12 protein-coding genes and 2 pseudogenes are annotated in these 25,451 nt (G+C 48.8%); 9 read left to right on the forward strand and 5 right to left on the reverse strand.

Going from position 1 to position 25,451, the window contains the following annotated elements; genetic code table 11:
* Positions 1-229 precede the first annotated feature (229 nt).
* Positions 230-535, reverse strand: coding sequence for a DUF6788 family protein (locus NDI76_RS19360; RefSeq protein ID WP_310925822.1), 306 nt, complete (start codon positions 533-535; stop codon positions 230-232).
* A 1,255-nt stretch (positions 536-1,790) separates the two neighbouring features.
* On the opposite strand from NDI76_RS19360, the gene NDI76_RS19365 reads away from it, so the two are divergent.
* The 7 genes and pseudogenes from NDI76_RS19365 (at position 1,791) to NDI76_RS19395 (ending at position 11,474) form a co-directional block, all read left to right on the forward strand.
* A complete protein-coding gene (locus tag NDI76_RS19365) occupies positions 1,791-3,068 on the forward strand; it encodes a Cdc6/Cdc18 family protein (protein ID WP_310925823.1) in 1,278 nt (425 codons plus the stop codon).
* Between the two features lie 234 nt (positions 3,069-3,302).
* Positions 3,303-3,853 (forward strand): annotated as a pseudogene (locus NDI76_RS19370) (nuclease/transposase family protein); the annotation flags it as partial.
* A gap of 340 nt (positions 3,854-4,193) precedes the next feature.
* Positions 4,194-5,030 carry a DNA adenine methylase gene (locus NDI76_RS19375; protein WP_310925824.1) on the forward strand — a complete coding sequence of 279 codons (837 nt, stop codon included), beginning with the start codon at positions 4,194-4,196 and terminating at the stop codon, positions 5,028-5,030.
* A gap of 185 nt (positions 5,031-5,215) precedes the next feature.
* Positions 5,216-6,184 carry a restriction endonuclease gene (locus NDI76_RS19380; protein ID WP_310925825.1) on the forward strand — a complete coding sequence of 323 codons (969 nt, stop codon included), beginning with the start codon at positions 5,216-5,218 and terminating at the stop codon, positions 6,182-6,184.
* 626 nt (positions 6,185-6,810) lie between these two features.
* Entirely contained in the window at positions 6,811-8,796 is a 1,986-nt protein-coding gene (locus tag NDI76_RS19385; RefSeq protein ID WP_310925826.1) for a PKD domain-containing protein, read from the forward strand.
* On the forward strand, positions 8,793-9,824 hold the full coding sequence (locus tag NDI76_RS19390) for a COG1361 family protein (RefSeq protein WP_310925827.1): 1,032 nt from the start codon (positions 8,793-8,795) through the stop codon (positions 9,822-9,824). The genes NDI76_RS19385 and NDI76_RS19390 overlap by 4 nt, the downstream gene beginning before the upstream one ends.
* 744 nt (positions 9,825-10,568) lie before the next feature.
* On the forward strand, positions 10,569-11,474 hold the full coding sequence (locus NDI76_RS19395; protein WP_310925828.1) for a hypothetical protein: 906 nt from the start codon (positions 10,569-10,571) through the stop codon (positions 11,472-11,474).
* A gap of 135 nt (positions 11,475-11,609) precedes the next feature.
* Here NDI76_RS19395 and NDI76_RS19400 read toward each other — a convergent pair whose 3' ends face one another.
* The 4 genes and pseudogenes from NDI76_RS19400 to NDI76_RS19415 form a co-directional block, all read right to left on the reverse strand.
* A complete protein-coding gene (locus tag NDI76_RS19400) occupies positions 11,610-12,770 on the reverse strand; it encodes a hypothetical protein (RefSeq protein WP_310925829.1) in 1,161 nt (386 codons plus the stop codon).
* Between the two features lie 1,320 nt (positions 12,771-14,090).
* Positions 14,091-14,306, reverse strand: a pseudogene (locus NDI76_RS19405) (DNA-directed RNA polymerase subunit H); the annotation flags it as partial.
* A gap of 272 nt (positions 14,307-14,578) precedes the next feature.
* The gene (locus NDI76_RS19410; RefSeq protein WP_310925830.1) at positions 14,579-15,766 is read right to left on the reverse strand and encodes a BREX system ATP-binding domain-containing protein; all 1,188 of its coding nucleotides are present in this window, start codon (positions 15,764-15,766) and stop codon (positions 14,579-14,581) included.
* 13 nt (positions 15,767-15,779) lie between these two features.
* Positions 15,780-17,915, reverse strand: coding sequence for a hypothetical protein (locus tag NDI76_RS19415; RefSeq protein WP_310925831.1), 2,136 nt, complete (start codon positions 17,913-17,915; stop codon positions 15,780-15,782).
* Between the two features lie 375 nt (positions 17,916-18,290).
* Between NDI76_RS19415 and NDI76_RS19420 the strand changes: the two genes are divergently transcribed.
* Both NDI76_RS19420 and NDI76_RS19425 read left to right on the forward strand, forming a co-directional pair.
* A complete protein-coding gene (locus NDI76_RS19420) occupies positions 18,291-21,656 on the forward strand; it encodes a PD-(D/E)XK nuclease family protein (protein ID WP_310925832.1) in 3,366 nt (1,121 codons plus the stop codon).
* Positions 21,657-25,403 carry a UvrD-helicase domain-containing protein gene (locus NDI76_RS19425; RefSeq protein WP_310925833.1) on the forward strand — a complete coding sequence of 1,249 codons (3,747 nt, stop codon included), beginning with the start codon at positions 21,657-21,659 and terminating at the stop codon, positions 25,401-25,403.
* Positions 25,404-25,451: the final 48 nt, after the last annotated feature.

The raw sequence follows: 25,451 nt of genomic DNA on the forward strand, positions 1-25,451 counted from the left end.
TAGGATTGACTGAGGGACGAATATCTCGTGGACCCATATGCTGAATCGCATTGAGGACGTCTTTGATACCGCTGGTCATCTCGACATCCGCGAGTTCATCTTTCGACTTCGCCGGTTCACGCAACATCTCGTCGGACGTGCCCTCGGCAACCGTCGGACCATGCAAAGATGGCTGCAGCAGTTCGATACCATCTAAGCATCGTTGTATATCTTCCAATTTAGTGATTTGTTAGCTGTTGTCAACAGGTTCCTTATATTGTGAGCGGATCTTGTCTCCATCCCGCCACTGCCAATACCAGTACTCATTGCCGTTGATCTTCTTCTTCGTTAAAGTCGCTTTACCTGGAACACCTTCCGGGAGATCGTCGCCACGGATATCCTTCCGTACCTCATCGTCTTGCTCTGCTTTCTTCTCGATGCGTTTCTCACGTCGCTGATCCTCGGCCAGCTGATCGGCTAGCCTTACAATGTCGTCCAGTTGTCGTGGAGTGAGCTTCTCAAGTTCCTCTTCCAAGTGATCCGGCACACGACTCATGTTTCTCGTTCGTTGGTTAATTACGAGCTATTGTTGGTTAACTCTATCGACGAGAGGAGGAAATCCGTGGATAGCGGTACATCTGGCACACCATATTTCACGGGTCTATGCTCTCGAGATGAAGACAGTTGGCGGTCGTTCCCTACCGTTTCACTCCGACTAGCGACCAATGAATACCGTCATATAGAGGACACCCCACCGTGTCCGCATAATTTGGTAATATGAGCGCCAGATGCTTGCTTATCCCATTTTTTATTAGCGCCAGTCATTCAGAATCGCAGGACCGATGAGGACACCCCTATCGATTTGTTCTACATCGTCTCCATCTCCCAAAAATCCGAGAATAATATCGTAAAGTCGTAATATATGAGAGATAATTCAGATCACTGTCTCTCTCATTACTTCCATCGTGTCAAGCTTCGTTCGAGAGGGTTCTTTCCCGTGAGAACAAATCGATAAGGGTGGGCCTCCGCATCCCGGTGATTTGAATATAATTCACTGGCATCCACGTCACTGGAGCGTCGACGCGCACAATCCCCGTGCCCCCAATGACAAGACGATTTGAGTATATAGCTCTAGTTAACCAACGAGAAGACGTGTTTTGGTAGTTTTGTTGGTTAAGAACACTGGTCACCGCTCACGGTCGATTTCGAGCTTCTGGATAGCTTGTTCGAACACACCCGGATGACGATGGGAATTCTCAGGATGACCCCGAATGGACTGCGCTGGTAGACGTCTACATCATCCGTATCCTAGAGTCAGAATTGTTGGGATACCCCCCTGTGTCCGCATAACCTTCTGAGGAAGGGCTATAGATATCGGAGGAAAAGAACCCCCACCCCCCACCATGTCCGCATAAACACTCGAAACATGTTTGGACGTTTCCCCCTGTCCCCCCACCATGTCCGCATAAACACTCGAAACATGTTTGGACGTTTCCCCCTGTCCCCCCACCGTGTCCGCATAATTTGAACGCAAGAACGTCAGACGTCTCGACTTACGTCGATTCCTCGCTAGGAGCAGTTGATTTTAATTTGAGGGATTAACTACTACGGACCAACTAGTTTCTTCATCACTTAGTTCTTTGCCTATCCTAGTTCTATCACCGGGAATTTGCGAGAGGATAGGTTCTCGGTCCGAAATTATGCGGACACAGTGGGGGGAGGGGGTATTAAACCAATCCAGCTATGCGGACACACTGGACACTCCGGACGAGGGGGCTTTATATGCATTCGTGTTATTGGTGCTGCACAAGATGGCGGATGATGAAACGGGTTCGGGGAATCCCTACGGTTCACTCGACAGCAATCCCTACGGTACGTCTGTTGAGATTTTTGCCGATGAAAGCGTTCTCAAGGAAGATTGGCAACCCGAGCAACTTCCCGAGCGGGAACCTGAGCTCGAAGAGATCAGGAACGCTCTCGCCCCTGCAACACGAGGAGTTAACGCACATAACCTCTTTCTCTACGGGAAAACTGGCCAAGGAAAAACGGTAGCAATCGACCACGAAATCGAGTTACTGCAAGAGTATGCCAACAGTAGTGACGATCTCAATCTAAGCGTCGTCAAGACCAGTGCGAACAATCAAACAACGAGCTATCAGCTCTGCGCTCATCTCATCAAGGAGATTCGTGGTGGGACGAAGAAGCCGAGTGGGATCGACCAGCAGTCAATGTTCGATCTCCTATACCAAGAGATTAGCAGTCTCAAAGACACAGTTATCATCGTCATTGACGAAATTGATGCTATCGGGAGTAACGACGAACTCCTATATGAGCTCCCGAGAGCACGGAAAAATAGCCACATTGACGATCAATGGGTGAGTGTTATTGGGATTAGTAACAACCTTCAATTCCGAGATAACCTCTCGCCAAAAGTCAAAGATTCTCTCTACGATTCAGAGATTGAATTTGCTCCGTACAACGCCAATCAGTTGACTACCATTCTAGAGCGGCGGGCAAAACGCGCGTTTGTCGATGGTGTTCTCGATGGCGAGGTCATTCCGTTGTGTTCTGCGTTCGCTGCTCAAGACGAAGGCAGTGCTCGGCAAGCTATCCGTCTCTTGTATAAGGCGGGTGAGTTGGCCCTTAATCGCGATGACGAAGCCGTGTATGAACCGCATGTGCGTGAAGCTCGCGATATCCTTGAACGGAAACGAATCGAAGAAGGAATGCGGAGTCTGACGACACAGGATCTGTTCGCACTTCTCTCTATCGTAGCACTTGAGATCGACGAAGAGACACCGGCCCGGACGCGCCAAGTATTTCAGAAGTACAAATCAATTGTCGAGAGACTTGATGGGAACCAACTCGTTGAGCGCCGCGTCCGCGACCATCTCCAAAGTCTCGGAATGCAGGGATTCCTCCTTGCTGAAACCCGGAACACAGGTATTCAAGGTGGATCTCACTACCGATTCGAGCTGAAAACAGATCTTGAAGCTACTCTTGATATCCTTGGTGAAGACGGCCGCATTGATGATGTCGTTGAGGATCTATTTAATATTGCGTCTGCGAAGAGACTAATCTCTAATTGAAGTCACGTATATCAATGCTGTGTCTGTTAATTTCCAATTCTCACCCGGGAAATATTATCCCACGAGTTGAATCCTAACGCTGATTTCAGCATAATTCAAGGTGGAGCCTCCGGCCTCAAGGAGCGAACAACGTGAGCGAGTTGGCCGGAGAGGAAACAGACATGGTACGACGTAACCGGCGTACTGCGACTGACCGACCCCGACGTATAAGTACTGTTGGGGCTTCTCTGAAGTATGGACGTGCGTCGAACTGCCGTCGTGAAACTCGCCGTTTCCGACGAGCAACGCGACGCACTCCACCAAACCGCCGAGCAATACCTGTACTGCGTGAACCGAACCGCCGACTACTGTTGATCCGATACCTCGTACACCGAGTGCAAGACCAACAAACGGCAAGTTCGGGACGCGCTCTACTCCGAACTCCGAGAGGAGACGAACTTACAGGCACAATTCGTCCAAGCCGCCATCAAACGCACCGCCGAAGCCATCAAAGGCGTTATCGAACGATAGAAAAAGGGATCGCGCGTCTCCCGTCCGACGTTCACCGATGAGACGATGGACTACGACACCCGGAGCGCGACCTTCTACTGAACCACGTGTCGCTGGCAACCGTTGAGGGCCGGGTCGAACCATCGTTCATCCTCCCGGCAGACAGCCCGACGCCTTACGAGCGGTACGTTCTCTCCGAGAACTACGAGTTCCGTGAGAGTACGTTTCGGTACGACGCGGCGACTGACGAGTTCTACCTTAACATCTCGACTCGGCGGACAGACGGCGTTGACGAGACGCATTGCGTCTCATTCGCACACCAGACCGCTCCGTGTTCTGGGGACGTTGAACGACAAGAATCACCAGCCTATTGTCGGAGACTGATTGCCGGGAGTCCACATCAAAGCCCCTCCCTCAAGGACCGAGGCGCTTTGCGCCGAGGGAGTAGGGTGGGGTAGCTTACTGAATCTGCACGGTTTGAGCGGTAGCATAGAATCCTTGTTGCGGAGAGTGAAACTGATATAATACTTAGATTGAATATGTTAGATGTTTCCAAGCAGGAATCCCGTTTCTAAGCGTGGGCACCGTTTGTAGTGATAGAAAGACTCTATATACTATGAGAAGCAGATGATACACATGACTGAGTCGGTGTTTCCCTTTCCGGGAGGGAAGGCATATCTCGCTCCTTGGATTATAGAACATTTTCCCCCTCACAGCTGCTACGTGGAAGTATTTGGGGGCAGTGGAGCTGTTCTCGTTACGAAAGAATCCAGTCACACGGAGGTTTACAATGACCAAGATGGTGATCTGGTTCAGTTCTTTAAGATTCTCCGTGAACGCGAAGAAGAACTAGTGGAATGGCTCGATAAGGTGCCTTACGCTCGAGAGCAGCATCAAGAATGGAAAGAAGATTTCTACTCTGGTGAACGTCCGGACGATCCTATTGAACGAGCAGGCCGATTCTTCTACCTTCGATATTCACAGTATGCATCGAAGTACCGGACAGCCTCTGGTTTTGCAGGTGCTCATCAACGTAACAAGGCCCGAAAGCTTCGTAACGCAACCGAGGACCTACACAAGTTCGCCAAACGCTTCCGGAACGTCCAGATCGAGAACTTAGACTTTGAGGAAGTGATCACTCGCTACGACAGTGATGATACACTATTCTACTGCGATCCGCCGTACATGGATGAGGGTGATGCTCTCTACCGTCACGGTGAATTCGAACATGAACGTCTTGTGGACGTGTTGGAGGAGACTGATGGGAATTGGTTGGTTTCCTATCAGCGTCTGCCTGAACGTCTTCAAGAGTATACTGTGGTCGAGAAAGGCCGCTCACAGTTCATGAACAAACAGCACGATAACAACACTCGGTCCACCAAGGTCACCGAGCGACTTGCGATGAACTACGATCTCAATAAAACCGGAAAATTCCAGACTGGCGAACAGCAAACCCTAGACGACTCCTATTAGCGACTAGAGGCTGCTGAATGTTTGCTTGAGTACTGTTGGAAGGTATTCTTCTAATTCTGATGCCTGCAGTACTTTCATCTCTGAGGATTGATCCTCAAAGGATTTTGATTAAGACGTATGGATCAATGCCGCTGTCACAGTCATAGTAAGACTTTCTACTGTTGGCTTTCTGTAGGGAGCAACGTATGCAGTTTAGCAAGCAAGAAATTATCTCTTCTTTGTCAAATATGGACGTATATGAATTTGAACACTTCGTCGCCGATCTTTGGGAACGACAGGGATGGGATACTCAAGTGACTCAGGGATCAAATGACCGCGGAATTGACGTAGTCGCTGAGAAGAGTTCTCCTTTCCCCCAGAAACATCTTATACAGGCCAAACGGTACGCTAAGGACAATCGGATCGGAAGTCCTGCGATTCAGCAATACAATAGTTTGCGTCAGCAAGAATCCGGTGTTGATGCCGTTGTTATCGTTACTACGAGCTCGTTTTCACGGCAGGCTCGACAGACGGCCCATGACTTGAACGTTAAGACGATTAATGGCGATGATCTTTACAGCATCATTGCGAATACGGAGGCTGCTAATATTCTCCAGAAATATGTGGATCTGGGGACGGATGAAGATTCTTCTCAAAATATAAATGCAGATGCTAAGCGTGGTGCTACGGAAAAGACGCATAAGGAAAGGGCTGATGTCTTAGCTGATCAGGCATTAGACGATTCTGTAACTAAAAAACGACTGAACCAAGTTGGCGAGACCATCTTTGGGAGGGGATATTTGAGTGAAAAGCCGGCGATAAACTACTTTGATTCTGATGAGCAGCCTCACTACTTCTTCCATAATGAAAGCAAGGGCCTTATGGAAGGCAGAAAACGGATTAACAACGGATGGGGCGGTAATTTTCGGAACACGATGTGGGTAACGGATAAGGGAATTCATTATTTTGTTGTGCTGGATTCCGAGGATTATCACCGATTTGTGCCGTATGCGTCTATGAAAAACTGTAGGTCAAGTACAGGGATAACGAAAAACCGAGTTGTGATCCGAGAGGGCAATATAGAGTATGACTTCGTAACTGATCCTACCGAAGATGTAGATGATGCTGAAGCATACATCTGTAAAAAAATAAATGAATCTCCGGGTTCAGAATAGGTTACAGATATCCCTCACGACTGGCGATCAGTATTATCCCAATTGGATATTGATATCTCGATATAGAGTCCTATCTCTTGTCTTCAGGAAATCAGTCGGCTAGTGTGGTCTAGTACCTTTGTCACTTTGCCAGACGTAGCCGCCGAGGATTGCCTCGCAATTGCGGTAGACAAGTTGTCTGGAACTCAGGTTTAGCTGATCCTCTGATTTATACTCTGGTTCAACTTTCGATTTGATTAGATAGACGATGTTGAAGGCGGATCGTCTCGACTACACTACTACGATCGCCGTTCAGGAACACGAGCTACGGTATGCTATCCGGCAGGTGATGAAAGACCGAGGACTTGCTGAAGCAGAAAGCAACCGACAACGAAGATTTCACGCATGAACTTACTGCTCTGGATAAAGTTCAGGCGAGATTGACGAGTTCGTTGATTGAGCAGCCAACTCGAAATTAAAGAATACAGAATGAATTCGGTGAAGGAAATGTTCTGTGAATAGGAATTCCAAAGACTGATCGGAATACATTTGGACTCTACTTGCTAGTGTTGGTTCATAAATAATACCTATATTAGTTAGAAAACAACAATTAGTTATTTTATTTTTGATTTCCATTTGCCAAATGCATGTCAAACTCTAACACACTACCGGGACGTTCCAATGATAGAGAGGAGAGCTATTCTTCGCACAAGGACTATTCTACCGTGATTCTGAACAGAAGATCTGTTATTAAAGGAGCTGGGATAACAGGGCTTGCGTGTCTCTCTGGAGAAAGCGTATCCGCTCAGTCTTCGTCTCCAGATAATCCCTCAGTGACAACCTCATTTGAAACAGAAAATGTCGGAGACCCGTCTCCTGCAGACCCATTCTACCTATTCAATGATGGCGGAGCACATAGAATAGAAGATGATACCGCAAGCGACGGTGACCAGTCTTTTTACACCGCTAATGCTCACCTTGGAGACCCGAGTGCTATTGCCATCGATCTTGATCTCTCCAAGTATACAAAAATCAAACTTGACGTGTTCACTGCTAGAAACAACCCTAATTGGGGGAATATGAAAATTTGGCTAGATGGTGCCGGTTACAATAACCCTCGACACGCAAACATCTGGACGATAAACCACGAGCTAAATAAACGCAACTATAGTCCATATAAAGACACTAAACGGTGGTATAACGATTGTGAGGTTGATCTGTCTGAATACGAAGGAAAGCATGCGGTTACGTTCTGGGTCGATGGAGATAATGGAGCTTACTGGGACAATATTCGATTCATACCCGGTGAATCGGAGACAGGCCAGGCTCCATCACCAGCATTTAGCGTTTTGCCGACGTCCCCAGAAACCAGTCAATCAGTAACGTTTGACGCCTCTGAATCAACTGATCCAGATGGTTCTATCAGCAGCTATGAATGGGATATAACTGGTGGTATAGAAATCGAAAGTCAAGGAGTGAAGTTCGATCATACGTTTGATACTCCCGATGAATATGAAATCTCTCTAAGAGTAACCGACGATGATGGTCAGACCGCAGAATCGTCTCAAGTGATTGATGTTCAGTTGCTTAGAGGACCTGAAAAGCAAGAGATAGCCAGTGATATCGATGAGAGGTCTCTGACGTCGCTCAATGATGAACAACGAGTTGAAGCAGCGATTGATGAATTATCTGCAGCGGTCCGGGAAGAGGAGCTAGATACTCAAACGGCAGAAAATACAGTTGAAAGACTAGTGGCGGGTGAACAGGTCACGAAACGAGTTCTAAGCCATATCGGTCCACACGATACTGAACTCGGTTCAGGTGCTAACCTTACAAGAGCTGTGAGTAAGCCGGTTCTCACCACGGCTCTAAATCTCTATATTGGTGCAAAAGCAAAATCAGCCACTGCTGGTTCAAGTGCTGATTTCCTAAGTTTGGGAGGGGCTGGAGGTCTGCTTCAATCACTTGGTAACAGTTTTGTCACAAGTAACATATTCGACCTGCTGGATTGGTTCTTTGGTTCCTTCGATAAAGGAAAGAATGAGGCAAAAAAAGGAATTAAAAATCATGGCGAAGAGATTGTCACACGGTTGGCTAACGCCGGTGACGTTACTCAGGAAAATATTGAAGAGGAAGTCGAGAATGCTGTTGAAATAATCACTGAGGGGATCGCTGCAAACCTCCGAGCCTACTTCGAACAGTCGATCCCGACATGGTTGCCAACAATTGATGTGCCCGATATCTCTGTTAGTACTACACTTGATTATCTTCACTCAAGTTTAAATTTTGCAAAGGCAAAGACAGGGCTCAACGGAACAACAGAGAGCGCTCAAGCAGCAAAGCGTAGGAAACTAGGTGAAATTGATTCGAAAGCCAATCAGGTATCGGATGATATCCAGCATGTGAAGGATTTCCAAGAAAAAGCAAATCTCGTTAGTTCTATTGCTGACTTATTTGATGGATCTGCCAGTCTAATGGATGCCTTTGAAGCCTTTGTAAGTATAGCGAATACGGTTGTTGGCTCATTCACGGCGGCGTTTAATGTTGGGATGGGATTACAGGGCTTAGCAGAATTGCAGATCCAGAACGCGATTGCTACATTCCTTATCGTCAACGGGAGGGAAACACTATGACAAACCAAACAATAGTGGATAAGCTTGGTGAAATTCGAGACGCTGTAGCACAGGACTCAATCAGGGACGCAACCACGCTTTTCCTTGAACTGAAGGAGGAGTACATTGATACCAGAATTGGTGAAGCAGCTCGTCATAAGCAGTATTTGCTTGTCCACAATGTAGGAGGCGTATCAGGAGAAGAGCGGACCGCTCTCACAAAGTACGTGAGTGGTTTAACTAGAGTTCAGATGCAGAGATCGGAATTGTTGACAACCGGCGCTCAATACGTCTCTGGGCTTGAGGTCAACACTGACTCATTAATCGAGATAGTTGACAAGACACAGAACGTTGAACGGAGTCTACTCGAAAGTCGGCAAACAGCGGAATCTATCTCCGTACCAGAGCCGCTTCCTGCATCTGTATCACTTCTCAATTTAGATACCTCCGATGATCAGCTACCGAAAGGGGCACCGGGTGATCTCACTATTGTCGTCGCAAATCCAGGTGACAAGTCAGCGAAAGGCGTTCAAGTAGAGCTATCAAGTGATGGGAAATTGAACTTCGAGTCCAATACTTTAATGATTGGTTCGATAAGCGGTCAGAAGACGGTATCAACCACTATTACCGGAACTGCAAGTGGGTTGGCTACTCTTGAGGCAGAGATTACTTCTGAAGATGCCGGAAGTGATTTCGGATCAACATCGTTGCAGGTGATAAACAAGCGTAGTGCTGCCGAAAACGCAAAAACCAAAATTGACAACATACTTGATAATATTGAATCAGCTGGTCCAGGGAAAGGTGGTGGACGGACAGTTGAGTCAAAACTGTCGAATGCGGACGCAAAAATAAGTGATGCTCTTCGTTTTATAGATCAGAATCGATCGAAGCAAGCTAACAATGTGTTGAACGCTGCTAGCCGTATGCTTGGTGCTCTCCTCAATCAGCTTAGTGGACAGGGGAAATCGGGAGTGAACGAGTTCTTTGTCGAACAGCAGGTGGAAGCCACTATTGAAACAATTAGTATTGCTAAGAGAGCGGAGATGTGAGGATGAGGTGATCAGTCAATACATCAGAAAGGCGATTAAAGATATCCCTCATAACCCTGCCAAGGCGGGTGAACAGTGAGTATGCTCAACCTAGTCAGTGAACCAACTGTACGTAGGCAGCCACGAGGACTACAACATGAGAAGGGTTTCAGTCGTAGTGTGTCGGTGGCGTCGATGACTGTTGCTTTAGCAGGGGATCGGTCGTTCGATGATGCTTTGTCTCTGGTTCGATCTCGACGTGGTATTGAGGTTGATCCTGTTATTGAGGTAGCGGATTACGGCCGTCAGTACGTGGAGCAGAGCACGCTATCAGACGCAGATGAGAGCTAGTAGTGGGACAGCGGAATCGGTACGCTTCCGTATCCGGCAAATCATTGAATCCGTGCTCGGTGACTCGCAGTCGTTAGCTGGAGCTGAGCAGAACGTGGTAAAGACGTACCAAGAGTTTGAGTGATGTACCGGATAGTTGGCCGCCTGAGCACGACTTAGTGAGCCTTCTAAGGGAGAAGTCGAAGTTGAGCAGCCTGACGATGTTGATGGACAGAGTAGCTGGGATTGGACGGGGATAACTAGTGAAGCGTTTGTTGTGTATCTACAGCCTGAGTACTGGAGCTAAGAGCAACCGAACCTATGCTGACTTCTCTGGGTTCCCAAACTTGTTTTGATAGTCAGTGTCGGTAAGGTTGAACTCCAAGTCGGTGCTTAGAGATAGTTTCCTGATGACAATATTCTTAATATTGGTCTGTGTACGGGACAGAGCAGAGAACTATGGTGTCTACCGATTCAGAGCCGCATTACCCGACAGATCCCTTTGATGAATTCTTCCATTTTGAGGATATCAAAGAGAGATCAGATATCAAAAGCATACAGGATCTCTATCCAAAGAATAGAAGAGGTGCTATCTATCGCGAGAGTCATAAAAAAGGTGATGAACTGAAAAAGTACTTGCAGAAGATTGTGTTAGAATATAAGTCCCTTAGGAAAGAGCCCAGTTATCTAACTTATATTATTCAGTGCGAACCAGCAGAGGAATCTAAAAGAGAGATATATGAAAACTTCTTCAAGGAAGAAAACGTCGGAATTCCAAATTGGTTTGATCGCGTGTTTGATGTGGACAGGCTTGTCTATGTAGGAATGACGGAACTCAAATACCGTAAGTACAACGGGGATAAGACGAAAATACAGCGGTTCTTGCGTCATTTAGATGGTTGTGGAGCGAATTTCACTGGTGCTTTCAAGCCACAACATCTCTTGGGGATTATTCCATGTGATGATGAGGCTGATGCAAAAAAGATCGAGAACCGGGTTCGAGTCATGGTCAACAAGCTTCCTGGTGATCGAGTCTTCGCCTTCTGTGAACTCAATTATGAGGAGAAGAAGGCGACCTGCCCAGATGGAATGGCTGTTAATGAGGGACCTGACTCTGACGGGAAGTGGAATGGGAGCTGGGATATCCCCGAGTTTTTAGGTGAAAAATATTGTTTTGGTGACGAATATCTATATGATCCTGATGCCAGTCCTTTTGCTGAGAACGACTCTGAAGGACTTGGAATACCGCTTTCAGAGCCTCCCAATCCGGATTATCATCCTGACTATGATTCATTTTCGGTCATGGACTTAGGGAATGAGTATACAGAACGCAATCGGTGACGAGGGAAGGGTGCTCATGAGCCCCCTGAAATGCTCTTTGTGTCATCAGAACCGGAGAGCAGTGATTATCCGCAGACCACTGAGAACAGCGTTATTTCTCTGTCGGTCACTGCAACACGGCAGCTCTAACGGTAATCAGTCGGCCAGTTGTTCGCTGTTGTACTCTGCCAGGGCTTCTGGATATGCCTCGACGATACGGGGATGCCAAAGCTTGATCATTTCAACGTATTCTTCGATGTACTGGTTCACTGTTTCATCAGCTAACACTGCATCTGCGATTTTCTCAGGTGTTGTGGTGTCCCAGTTGATTCCGGCCACCGCAGAATCGATATCTGCTTCTTTGAGTATAGTGCGGTAGATTCCGCTCTTGTACTCAAAGTCCGATCTAACCTCATCTTGGTAGCTTTTCAGTATCTCTTCAGTGACTTCGTCGTATCTGCGTTGTACGGAGATTCTTAGAATCCCTCTTGTAGGCAATACGTTGAAGCTGAATGCGAATTGTTCGTCGTCATCTAAGTGATCGGATGAACCATTGGGGTGGTGAGACACCAGAGCTAAACTATTCAGATCCTCCATCAGTTTATTCAGAAGCTCCGTAGGGTCATCTATTGTACCTCCTCCTAATTCGTCGACAACCTCAGCCTGGATTTGATCGAAGACACGTTGGAAGGTTGGTGTCCGATACTTCGGATCGGGGCTGGGCTTTCCATCTGTTTCTGAATGACCGGTTTCTGAGTCTTCGGTCAGTACGTTCCGTGTAGTTAGAATCCGAGATTCTTCCTCTGAGTACACGCTATATTCTATGCAGAATATACTGTGATCTTTGTCCTGCAGGTATCGGGCTACGCTTAGAACACGGTCGGAGAACCGCCCTGCGAGCAGAATGATTTTTTGATCGTTGTTGAACGCAGTTTCAGGCCGTGGGTTGTCAAGGTCGAAATAGTCTGCGTGAGCTTTCCGCAGTGAGTCTGTGCGTCCAATATAGCTCTGGAATTTGTGTTCAAGTGTTGCGTAGGGTTGTTCCCACTGGTGGTGGTCGCTGGCGTACTCGACGGCTTGTGCGACCATTTTCCGCGGGCTTCGGTTGTGTTTGAGTTCGAGAGTAACTGTGTTTCCTTTCTTGTCTACTCCAATGAGATCATATCTCTGCCCTTGGTCGGTATGTCCTTGTTGGTGGACGAGGAAGATGTCGATACCGCCGATTGTAATGCCCGGTCCTTTGCTTAGCCAGTTTTCGATGGTGGCTTCGCTGCTCAGTTCGTCGCTTCTGAGTTGTGTTAGTCCGTCTTCTGCCATCCGATGAAGTTCCACCGATTATTACATTCATTTAGTCTTTAGAAAACGGTTTCTGCTATCTCCATTTTCTGATTCACGATAACTGTGATTGAGGCTGCAGAGGAGGACTACTCTGAAACTCGTTGGAGGATCACACATCAGCGCACTCTATTTTTGGAGGAACTATTGCTGCTCCAAGTAGTCGAGATATGCTCGGAATGCGGGAGATTTCTGCTCAAGGAATAGGTCTGCTGCCTTTTCGAAGCCGCCTAATTCCTCGATCGCAGTAGCGTACTCACGATCGATTGGTGAATCAAGAGCTTGTTCCTCGAGATCAACAATCCGCTTTGAGAACTCGATCAAGTCTTCCCTACTAGGACTATCAAGTAAAATTCGGTTCTCCACACTTCGCTCATAAAGCGGCCGGTAAGTCTCTCGTAGTGCATTTCCTTCCTCTCCACCTTCTAGGAGCTCCGGAGTTCCTGTAACGAACAAACAGACGTTCCCCGGAAGGTCGTCGAGGAAGTCGTCAATTGCTTTGAAGTGATCCTCCGTACGAACGGATTTCTCTAGTTCGTCGACACCGAGCATTACTCGATATCCATTGATGCGCGCAAGTGAACTCATGATTCCAATCACGTCCATTGCTTCAGAAGAACCGATCTCATCAAGGAGGGTTTGGCTCAGACTTTGATGGCTAGTGTTGAAATACTTCCTTGCAGTTCCTGCCACCTCGTCGATGACTGCTTGGGGTACGTCCGCTTCTGAAAGGATATCTTGTGCAGCTAGTTCGAGAGAAGTCTTCATTCGATCCTCTCGAACCTCGAATCCTTGGCCTTCATAACTAGCAGCACAGAGATCTGCTACTTTCCGGAGAGTCGTATCCCATAGTTCATCCAGTCCATTCGCGTAATTTGAGTGATCATAAGAGCGAGGAGTCTGCAAATTCGTCCGGAAAGCCTCTACAAGTGATTCCCGGTTCAAGAAATTGGTTTCATCATCAATATCAATCAGGCTGACAGCGCTCCATGGGAGTACCTCGTCACGAACCCAATGCACGAAGAATGATTTTCCATACCCGAGTTCTCCCTCAACAAATGTATACGGATCTGCTGACTGGATCTTCTCGATTGCAGTTTCGATATCTGTTTCGCGATCAACAGCAATTTGCCGGCACGTTCCTGGTTGGGATGGTGGAATGTGTGCCCGGAGATTCTCAACGATATGAAGAGCTTGTTCGTCGCTAAGCGCTGACTCCTGTGAATATGTCTGTTCGGTTGGTCCAGCAGGATTTCGCCACTCTGCATTGGCTGCACTACCGTTGAGATTGCCGGATCTAGAGATTACTAAACGGTAATTCCGGGCAGTGTCTGTGGTTCTGCTATCACGAATTATCTCAATGACATCGCCTACTCCGCAGGTCAGATGCTGGATTGCAGGATCACTTTCTTTAATTAGTGGAAGATCTGTCCGCTCGATCGAGTATTCTCTGCAGAGTTGCGTGACTCGTTCCTCTGGTACGACTCGATGTTCTGGGACTAACGAGTGACTGAGGATGGGATTCTCTGCACCCTTTCCAGACGTTGAGAGCCACTCCTCTCGGACTTCGACTCGATCGATTAGACAATGTGGACAGTATATTGCACCGCTAACAACTCTGCTGCTGCATTCCGAGCACGTCTCCAGATAGACACTCATCTATCTAGAATAGGATAATTCATACCTAATATTCTTATTGGAATTTGTATGATGAATGACACCAACTTCTGCAGAGGTTTCCATGACGAAATCCTCTCTTTTCCGTTCGCAATACGGGAATAGGAGTGGTTCTACATTAATCGAGATTCGATTACGTCAACAAGCGTCCGTGATTCCTCTCTTCCCTCTGGAGTTAAGAGCAGTCGACGTGGACTTAGTTCGTTTATTCCATTATGGTTGTCTGCTGCGTCTTCAACGATTTCACTGATCTCCTTCTTACTGAGTGACGACGATTGGCCATATGCCACATTGATTAGGTCCGTCACCTTTGAAACCAATTCCTCATAGTCCTCCTCCGTCAGTTTACTCAAGACGAGCTTCTTGGCTCGATACCGATCCTGGAGAGCCTGATGCCCCGCCTCATCAATAAGAGAGTTCCACTTCTCTTCGTTTCCTACGAAAACGAACATCATATGTTCGAATTGGCCCTTCTGATAGCACTTATTATAGAGATCAATTAGCCGCTGAGTAGTCTCCGAATCTGGATTCCATTCGAGCTGTTCAGCTGCCTCATCAATGAGAATAACGAACCCGCTGTATCCTAACTCAAGTGCGAGAGAACGAAGATGACGGAGATACTCATACTCATTTTCTTTCGTTACGTTGTCGAATCCTTTCTTACCGATTGCGTGAAGCTCCTCAAGTGAGATATCCTCTCCCTGTAGGTAACCGCTCACAGCACTCAACACTTCAACCCGATCTAGGGTGACATCTTCTTGTTTAACATGGAGATGCCCTGTTGCCCAGGCGTCGAGTAAATTCCGTAGGATACGGTGAATCGAATGTCCGAAAAAACCGCGCTCAGACGCAACGCGATCGAAGTCATTCCGAGAAACATTCTCACAGAATTTTCGGAGAAGTGGAGTAACTCCCTTCCCTTTCTCATCAGGATATCTGATGTTTTGTACGATTCCTTTGTAGAGTTCACCTTTATCAGAGATAGTCTCCAGATCTTGGATGTCAAACTCGGACCGAATAAATCCTACCTCGCTCGCTCGATCGGCTATTAGATTGATGAAAAAGGATTTGCCGTATCCGAAGTCACCAAGGACAAAGAAGATCTGTCCACTTCCGCGCTTGACACTCTGAAGGCTCTCAGTTGGCTTTTCACAAATTCGCCGTTCTTCTTCCTCTCTTCCGACACGGATGTATTTGATGTGCTCCGGGTTCGGGGGCACCCCTTGCTGAATCCTCGTCAGGATATCGATGGCAGTGTCTTGATCGACTTGATGAGAGTCATCAGCATCTTCAAGCGACATTGTCCTTATGTTACTATAACGGCTCTTGTAACTCCATCGCAATATATCTGTCACCCTGAACTTTCACACTTCCATGCTGGTCGCTTCCCTTTCGATGGAACGAGACGTCCCATTCACGCAAACGGGACATGTACTGCTCAGTTCCCAGCAGTTCTCTAATCTCAGCTTCGACATCTTGCTCAGGGGTATTGAATACGCGCTCGATATTCGGTAACGCGAGGCTAAATTCAATTATATCATCGAAGTAAACGAGATCTCCCTGCCCGAATTCGGCGACATCAAGATATGCTTCCGTGGTCGCGAAGAGGAGATCCACTTTGTTTTCTCGGGAGACTTCGGTTTGTTGCACCTGGGTGTTTGTCCCAAGGTGGTCGATTACTGCGCTTACAGTATTTGTTATGGTGGCTGCACGGACACGGGAATCATTGACGTAGACCTCACTGTAAGGGAGGAGAGTCTCAATTACTACCGTTCGCGTCTGTCGGCTATCCGGTTCGATGGTGATTGTGATCTCTTGACCGGATCGAGTCTCTTGACGTTTAATTGACAGATTTTGATCATTAGTGACGCTTTGACGGAGCTCCTCAATTACTCCGTTACAGTAGTGCTCCCACGCGTTCTCAATGTCGCGTTCAAGTTTATAGTACAGCGCTTCGTCAGCAGGATCTTCTGGATCAAGCGAGTGCTGTAGATCTTGTTTACGTTCAATCGCACCAACGCCTCCTTGCTTCGTTATCTTGTAATCAGAAAGGATGGCTGACCAGTGTTCATCGTACCACTCCTCCTCGTACTTCGCGCCGGTTATCTTCTGTTTCCCCGTCTCGCTGCGTATCTCAGACGGAGGAATGAGAGGAGAAAGATTCTGCCGACGTCGGTGTCGGTGGAGGAGTGCATTCTCGACAAGCGAGTCTGAGGTAGTCCCCAGAGACCCACTAAGCTTACTGAATACTTTTGTAAGCTCTTGCCACCGTTGCTCCGAAACAGGTTCTGCATCAAGGAACCGTTCTATCCAATCAATTAACTCCTCTTCCGGAGTAGAGGTTCGTGCAGGGAGATTACAAACGTACGGCTTGGCCGATGGCCCTTCGTGGTGAAGACGGAACTCATGGTTGCTCTCATCGTCTTTTCGCGTCACTTTGACTTCAGGGAATGAGCTACGCCGAGATCGGTACTTATCGTAGTTTGGGTGTGAGCTAATTCGCTGCTCCCATAATTCATCAAAGCGCTTCTGGTTGAATGACTTCTTTGAGTAAGCCCTCTGCAACCCCCCAATGACAGAGTTCTTGAAATGACGTGCCCAGAGCTCATCGGGGAGATCATATGCTGTCACACTTGCTGGACGGACTACCTTCTCAACAACACGGTTGTCAGCAACATCATATCGGAGCCGATCATACCATTCGTCGACAGCAGCTACAATTTCTTCATCGACGTCGAACTGGCCACCTGCGACAGATTCAATGGAGAATGAGCCAACACTCCGAAACACGTTTTCCACGATTGTCTCTTCGTCAGGGCCCCCGACGGGGGCGACAAGTGCGACATCAAGACCCATGAGGAGGAGTTGCTGGAGATTTCGGCTCGCTCGGAGGAATGATTGACTCTGTTTGATGTCTGAAAGGGGCTCTGTGGCTGTGAAGATGATCCCGCCGTACGTGTCTCGGTCACTAATTTCTTGATTTCGGGCGGCAATACCGACTGCAGCAGCGAGATCGTCACGCGTGAATTGGTGTTCATCCCACTGATCGATCGCTTTTTGGATTTGCTCAGTCAGGTCGATCCCGATAGTCATTGGATCGCCGAGAACTGCAGATTCGTATGGATCAGCATTATACCGCCTAAACTGTGACTCAAACTCGTTTTCGAGGACACTCTCGTTGACCTGCTCGATTCGATCTTGGAGGTAGTCACGGTACGTGTCTGAGAGGTCCTTTCCCCATCGTGAGCCGACTTTTCCTTGCTTCAGCAGAGAATCAAATAGAGTCGGTTCGGCTAATTGTTCGAGACTAAGTGTCGTTTGTACACCCGGTTGTTCATCTAAAACGGCTGATTTCTCCCGCAAGAGGTCGTCAACTGCCTCGTTGTCCGACACCAAATAGAACACTGCTTCTGGAGTCGAAGCAAAGAGCCCAAACTCTCCTTCAGTCATTATCAGAGACTGGACGAGATAGAGGTAAAAACTATTGATAGACATCGCTGCTTATGGATCGTGATCATAGACGAGTCTTCACCGCCATGGTGAGTTCGACCACAGCCGATTAGCAGACATTAGCGGACACCGATGGCAGATGGGACATGATAACAAGAGTCGACAGACAGCAGTTACCGAACAGCTTGTCCTGAACTACGATCTTGCAGAGGTGAAGGATTCCCAAAATGGCAATCAAACACCCTCTGACCTCCTCGACAGATGAGTACGGCGACGTTCATGACGGTAATTGCAGAACTAAGAGCTCAATAGCCTAACTTTCCCTGAACCGTACTAACCGAAATCATCATGTAGATTGAAACTACATTCATCTCTGTGAGCAACAGTATCGTTTTTGCTGGACCCGACCCGGCTGCTGCTGAACGTGCTGCTATGGAAGCAGCAGCAGCTGATTCGTCAGGCCTTCCACAGAGTATCCTTCATATATCGCCGCGACTTGACCGGCGTGACACTGTCCGTGAACGGTGGGAACAGTTCGGTCCATCGATGGCTCTCTATCAGACGTCGTTCGACCAGCTCGTAGAGACCACGCTCCAACGTGTGGAATATCGTACTGCCAGTCAACATATCGACCGGGCAACTCTAAACCGCCTTGTAGAGGTTGCAGTCACCAACTTAGACATCTCTAACAATCGGTTTGCTGGGAGAACGAGTACTCCAAGTAGTGGATTCTGTGACGAGGTTTCGAATTTCTTCACCCTACTCGAGTATGCTGAATTGTTCTCGGCAACTGATGTCCGAGCCCGGTTCGCTGATCTCGGTCTCGAGGAAGAAGCCGAAGAAGTTGCCGGATTTGTCGATGCAGTGATTGACGTTCGCAATACTGTTGTTCCTGAGAGAGACTTTGCGTCTGAGCGTCTCCGTGATGTCGCTGCAAATCCTCGTACGCTCCATGAAGCGTTCCCAGCGGTCGACGCAATTGTTCTTGACGGGAGTACTATCTATACACGAGTTGAGCGCGTTCTACTTGAAACGCTTGCTGACCAATGGTCAGTCTACGTTATCCTCCCGACGATTAGTTCGAGAGAAACAGAGTGTGGTGAGCACTTTACAATCGACGACTACCAGACTGGGCTTGATGCTGGGATGCAGCGAGCGGCACGTGTTTACGATGAATTAGAGTTCTCCGTCGAGTATATCCCGCAGACGACTCACTCGAGAACACATACCATCGACGTCCTTCGGTCACTCTTTAACCGACAGACTCCGGATACTGAAGCTCTCCCATCACATATCTCTGTTTTAGAGCCAGAAACACGACGCATCGAACTGCGGCGGCTTACGAAACGTGTTCGTAGTCAACTCGCTGACGGCAGTAACCCCGAGGATATTGGTATTGTTCTTCCTAGCGCTGAACAATACTCTCAGGAACTAATCGAACTCCTGGATCTACACGAGATTCCATACGGACTCAATATTCAAGTTCCCCTTTCAGAGACTGCAGCTGGGAATCTCCTTTTCGATGTTCTCTCACTCATCGAGAATCCGTCAGCGCTGGATACACTACGCAACTTATTCTCTAATCCGCTTTTTACTGGCTTAGCGGAAACTGAGATCGACCACATAGCAGTACAGCAAATTGCAGATCGGCTCCCGTTGCCATCGTTGGAGCTTGCACTCGAGCGGTTCCCAAATGAGACCGCAGCCCACATCGAAGAGCTCTGCACTCGACTCGCAGACATTCCAAGACAGACGCTCGATGAGACTCTTACGTCACTCAATGATGTTCTCGATGAGATCGCCATCACTGACCCAGAACATCTCAGCGATACCTCGCTCTCGAGTTCTCGTCGGTCACGTGAACAACAGGCACTTCAGTGCTTTGAGCAGGTTCGGCAATCTCTCAGGTGTGTTGCCAACACAGTCGAAGTCGGAGACACTGAACCAGTAACGTGGATTGAGCGTGCACTCTCTGATCAGTCGGTCACCGTTCAAGAATCGACAACCGGGGCTGTCGGAATTGTAGACCTCTCCGAGATACGACTCCGCGACTTTGATTACGTCTTTGTCCCAGGTCTTACAACCGACAATTTCCCTTCAACGACGGATCAACTCTCCTATCGAGCATCGCTTGCGGAAGCGGATGCAGACTTCAGGGACCCAGATCGAAGTGCTATTGCTCGACATCGACTTGCGACGCTTCTCGTCGGATGTAAGGAGGCTGTTCTCTCCACGCCTGCACGTGATGATGAGGGACGACCACATGTCATGGCGAGGTTTCTCGATGAGTTGTTGACGGTGACTGATACTGGCCCGACGCCGATTACTTCCAGCGAGATTGCTCATCGGGAAGATGTTCAGCGATCCATCGCATCCAGCGTCAGTCATCGCCCGGATCTAACCGCTGATGAGCTTCTTCAGAGAGTCGCTGAGACGTCAACATTCACTGATGACCATCAAGTGCGGATTGAGCGCGGATTTAGCTGTGCGCATGCACGGCAACGAGACGAGCTAACTGAATATGACGGTCAGCTTGATATGGCGGCAGTCGACACGCTTCATCCAGCGTCGACTCGGGAGCCGTATAGTCCAAGTCGGCTTGAGACGTACGCTACTTGCGGATTTCGGTACTATCTAAGCCACGTCTTGGAGTATAAGCCCGCGGACCCAATCTCACTAGATCCAGACTATAAAGACCGCGGCAAACTCATCCATAATACGTTCGATCGGTTCTATCGGGCACTCCGGTCTAATGCGGATGAACCAGTGACGGTTTCCGAGTCGGACTTCGAAGATGGTCATCTTGAGTCACTCCTTTTAGAGTCGTTCACTGCTGCACTGGATGACATTCCAACGTATGAGACCACCTTCACTAACGGGTTGCTTCAACGGATTGCGGCTGGACTTGGTGATCCCGAGACGAACGATTACTATGGTCTCCTGGAAGAAGACGGTCAAATGACGGGAGTTCTGAAACGATTCCTCAAAAAAGAGTTAGAGCTCCACACAGGGACAACAGTCAAAGCGAGATGGCTCGAAGCCGACGTTGGTACTGACAGAGACCATCAAGGTGACCTTCTCAGTAGGACTTCGGCGACGGTCACTTCACCAGACGGGACAGAGATTACACTTGCCGGGCAAATCGACCGAATCGATGTTGATGAACACGGTCATGCAGTTGTTCGCGATTATAAGACAGGATCCGATAATAACGTCCCCAACCAAGACAGTACTCTCAAGGGACGTCGATTCCAGCTTCCGATTTATGCGCTTCTCGCCGAGCATGGTGATCAGGAGACAGAGGTAGTTGGTGGGGCATACTATCAGGCTCGCCCACCAAATGCTGCAAAACATACGAAAGGCGTTATTGGCTCTGAGGAGCACGCAAAACACCCTAGAGCAAAGGGTTCACCAACCCCTCTCTTCCGGTATTCGTCTGCAGGGTTCGAAACGCACGCAGAGTTCAGAGAGTTCCTTAACCACGTCACAACTTCACGACTAGCGACGTTGACGAACGCACTCGAACACGGACATTTCCAACCCACGTTCCTCTCTGAGGATGCTGCAGGTTGTGAACACTGCCCCTATAATGATGTCTGCGATGTTCGTCACTACAATCGCTCTGATCGAATTGAAAAGTCCCTGAAGCTCGGAGTAGGGGTCTATCTCCCGGAAGCAGCAACAGACGACGAATTCTCACTTGAGAATTACTCCGCGACGGATCCCGATGAGGTGCAATAAATGGTTGACTTTAACGATCTTACGACCCAGCAACAGCAAGCTGCAACGGCACTTGAACGAAACCTCTCACTTACAGCCGGTGCTGGAACTGGCAAAACAACCACCCTGACGCAACGGTATATAAAAATGCTCGAGCGGGGGATCGAAGAGGATCCTGACGAGCCAATTACACCGACGGAAATTCTCGTTACCACGTTCACTCGGCGTGCTGCAAACGAATTACAAAAGAGTGTGCGCGAAGAGATTACAGCGAAGTTGGAGACGGATTCAGAGTTCTACGACCAATGGCTGGACATTGCTAACTCGCTCGAAGAGGGATACATCAACACGCTTCATGGGATCTGCTCACGTTTCCTCCGCGAACATGCCCTATCTGTCGACAGTATTGACCCTGGATTCGAGACCCTAGATGAGGGTGAGACCGCACGCCTCATTGAGGAGGTAACCGCTAGAACACTGGCAGATCTCGATCGCGAACGTCACGACGGTATCCAGGAGCTCACGCCCTACTACAGCCGACGAGAGCTTCAGTCTATATTTGCGGATTTGCTCAGTAAGCGACCTGAGAGCACTGAATGGGCAACGTGGATGAGCGAGGTCGATAAAGAGACGTATCTTGAAGCTATTCGGCAGGAACTCCATCCGCTTGGTGCAGAGGAGGTGGCTGAAATTCTGTTCGACGATGGGTTTGCCCATGCCGTCGACCAGTTACAGAGTCTGCATGCAGCGCAGCCGTCTGTTGCAGAGACCAGTGATAAAGGTTGGTCGACATTGACAGACCTCCTTCGTCGCCTCGAGGCAGCTGGCTATCCGAACAAGAGTGCTCCACTGGCAGAGAAACAGGAACTCATCCAGTTGATCTGTGATGACTTTACAGGGTATAAAGGTGATCTACTCGCAGATTCCAATTTCGAAGGATCAGACAGTAATTGGACCGGACTAGACGCAGAACGAGAACGTTTCCAAGAGGCGATGAATACGATCGTTGAGCAGATCGATCCTGAAGAGAATCTCCTTCGGTCTTCAATTGAAATCGACGAACTGGCCTATCCCCTTGTTTCAGCACTTGCAACGACTTATCTTGAAGTGGCCGATACCTATCGTGCTGAGAAGCGTGCACGCAACGTCGTTGATTATACGGACCAGGTTCAGTTCACGATTGACTTTCTTGAGTCACCGGACCACCAGGAGGCACGAAAGCGACTCTGTGATCAGTTTGAGTTCGTAATGGTCGACGAGTTCCAGGATACAGACCCCCGACAGTGGGATCTGATTCGGTTGCTCACAAGCACGGATTCAACCGACTTCGACGCGCAGAACGTATTCGTGGTCGGTGACGAAAAGCAGTCTATCTATCGTTTCCGTAACGCTGACGTCACTCAGTTCGGTGAGATCACAACGCTCCTCGAAACCATAAACTCAAAAAATCTCGCCACGACAAGCGAATCGAATGCGGACGATCAGCTCTCACAGAATTTCCGGACGCTCCAGAACTCTCTCTCGTTTATCAATGATCTTTTCGATGAAGTCTTTGAGGAGGCTGGACCGGAGTACGAAGCCTCACCACAGCCATTAGACGCTAAGCGGGAGGATCCAGAGCAACTTGATTCACTTGTTGAGTATCTCGTTGTCCCCACCGATGAATCACTCCGTGCTGATCTCTTCGAGCCTGGTCATCCCCTTCGTGATGCACAGCCGGAACATGATGCAGATCTTGAAGCTGAAGCACTCGCTAGCCGTCTGACCACGCTCTTCGAGTCTGGGCAGCAAGTATACGAGCCTGAAGGAACTGCAGAGTACGACAAAGGCGATGTCCGCCTTGTCGAACCATCGGATGTCGCAATCCTGCTTCGGACACGGACGCATCTCAAGCGATTCGAACGAGCTCTTGATCGATACGACATCCCCTATACTGTCTCGTCGGGGATCGGCTTCTATGACACTCCTGAGATCACTGCTCTCTATAATCTGCTTCAGATCCTCGCCAATCCGTCCGACAGTATCGCCTTGTATGGTGTCCTTCGATCTCCTCTCTTTGGATTCACTGATTCGGAACTCGCTGCACTCGCTGAACCGAAAACAACACTCTGGTCTCAATTACAGTCATCAACCGAACCAGAGTTCGTAACGGCAAGGTCTCTCATTCAGTCGTGGCGCTCGGCGGCCGGTGTCGACGGAGACGGACCGACTGTCGACTCGTGGAGTCAGCTCCTCACCCAGATTATCGATGACACAGGCTATCTAATCTCCATTAGCGCTGGCGATCGTCCACAACAGGCAGTTGCGAACGTGGAGAAGTTTCGAGATCAACTCCGCTCATGGAGCACGGACGGTTCCGCCAGTCTCACCACGCTTGTTTCCGAGATCCAGGAACGTCGCGAGCAGGACGATAAGGAAGGAGAGGGAGAGATTACGGGCGAAGCTGAGGGGGTGCAGATACTCACCGTCCACGATGCGAAAGGGGATGAGTTCCCCGTCGTCGCAGTTCCAGGGCTTGACCGTGAGTTTATGGATAAGGCGACTATCGCTAATGGAAAGATCGAGTTCGAGACAATCAACGGCACACCCGGAATCGGGATCAAGGGTCCAGATCCAGACGAACGGTACGACACTCAATGGACTATCGCTCGTGAGGGGCTTGCACGGCAGCGTCGTGCAGAGGAACGCGCTGAAGAGAAACGGACGCTCTACGTAGCGATGACCCGCGCACGCGATCATTTACTTCTGTCGAGTGTTCACAGCCTCGATAGTAATGTTGAGCCCAATGCGGGGCTCGCTGGTCTCGAAACCGTCGGCGATAGAGACCCGAAATCCTGGCGGGAGTTCGTCCAACCAGTCCTCTTTGATGGACTCGATCTCTCTGAACTCACAGTCGGAAATCCCATCATAGAGTCCCTCAAGAAGAGTACGTACCGTCTTTCGCTTCCCGATCAGCCGGCACGCGACTGGAAGACCGATCGGCCACAGCTAGAGCTAACCTACGAAATCGAAGTTACAGATCCTGTCGAGCGACCGCTCTCGTTCAAACTCACACCGTCGGGACTTGCTGATGTGTTCGATCCAGCTATCGACGGCACGTTCGAGGTTGATGAGTCACGCCGAGTTGTTACCTTCGATCGCCCAGAGGACCCACGTGATCGTGGAGATATTAGCTCTTCTTCCAGGGCAGAAGTCAGTGAAGATGACTTAGATGGAGCGACCTTCGGTGAGATCGTCCATCGACTGTGTGAACTACGACCTCCTGTCTCTCAACGCGACACCGTCGCACAGAATATTGCCGAAGAAGAGCGACCTGGGCTCACGCTTGACGAACAGCAACGTGAGCAAGTTCGCCGTCATGCAGACCGCGGGATTGCCTATGTTGATGAACTCACTACTGAGTACGACGTTATTCATCAATACAGCGAATTACCGTTCACGCTAACTTTGGCGGATGATCTGGGGACAATCGTAGGGATCATTGATCGTGTACTCGTCACTCCAGATTCCTACATCGTAGTTGACTACAAGACAGACTCCGTTAATGGCGACCAGCTGAGGAAGAAGGCGGAACACTATGAAACGCAAATTCGGGCGTATGCCCTTGCTCTCCATCAACAAGATCCATCTCGGTATGTCGACGGTCGGCTCTACTTTACTGGAGCAGAAACTGAATGGATGATAGAGTGGTCTCCGTCTGAGTTAGCCACAGGTCTTGATGATCTCCAGACTGATCTTGAAGGGATCCTAAGCGAGATACAACCTTAGCGTCTGGTACCTTCTCAGCAGGTGTTTTATCCACCATCGAAGTTTGTA

Origin of the sequence: Halogeometricum sp. S1BR25-6 (genome assembly GCF_031624495.1) — an archaeon.
Classification (GTDB): domain Archaea; phylum Halobacteriota; class Halobacteria; order Halobacteriales; family Haloferacaceae; genus Halogeometricum; species Halogeometricum salsisoli.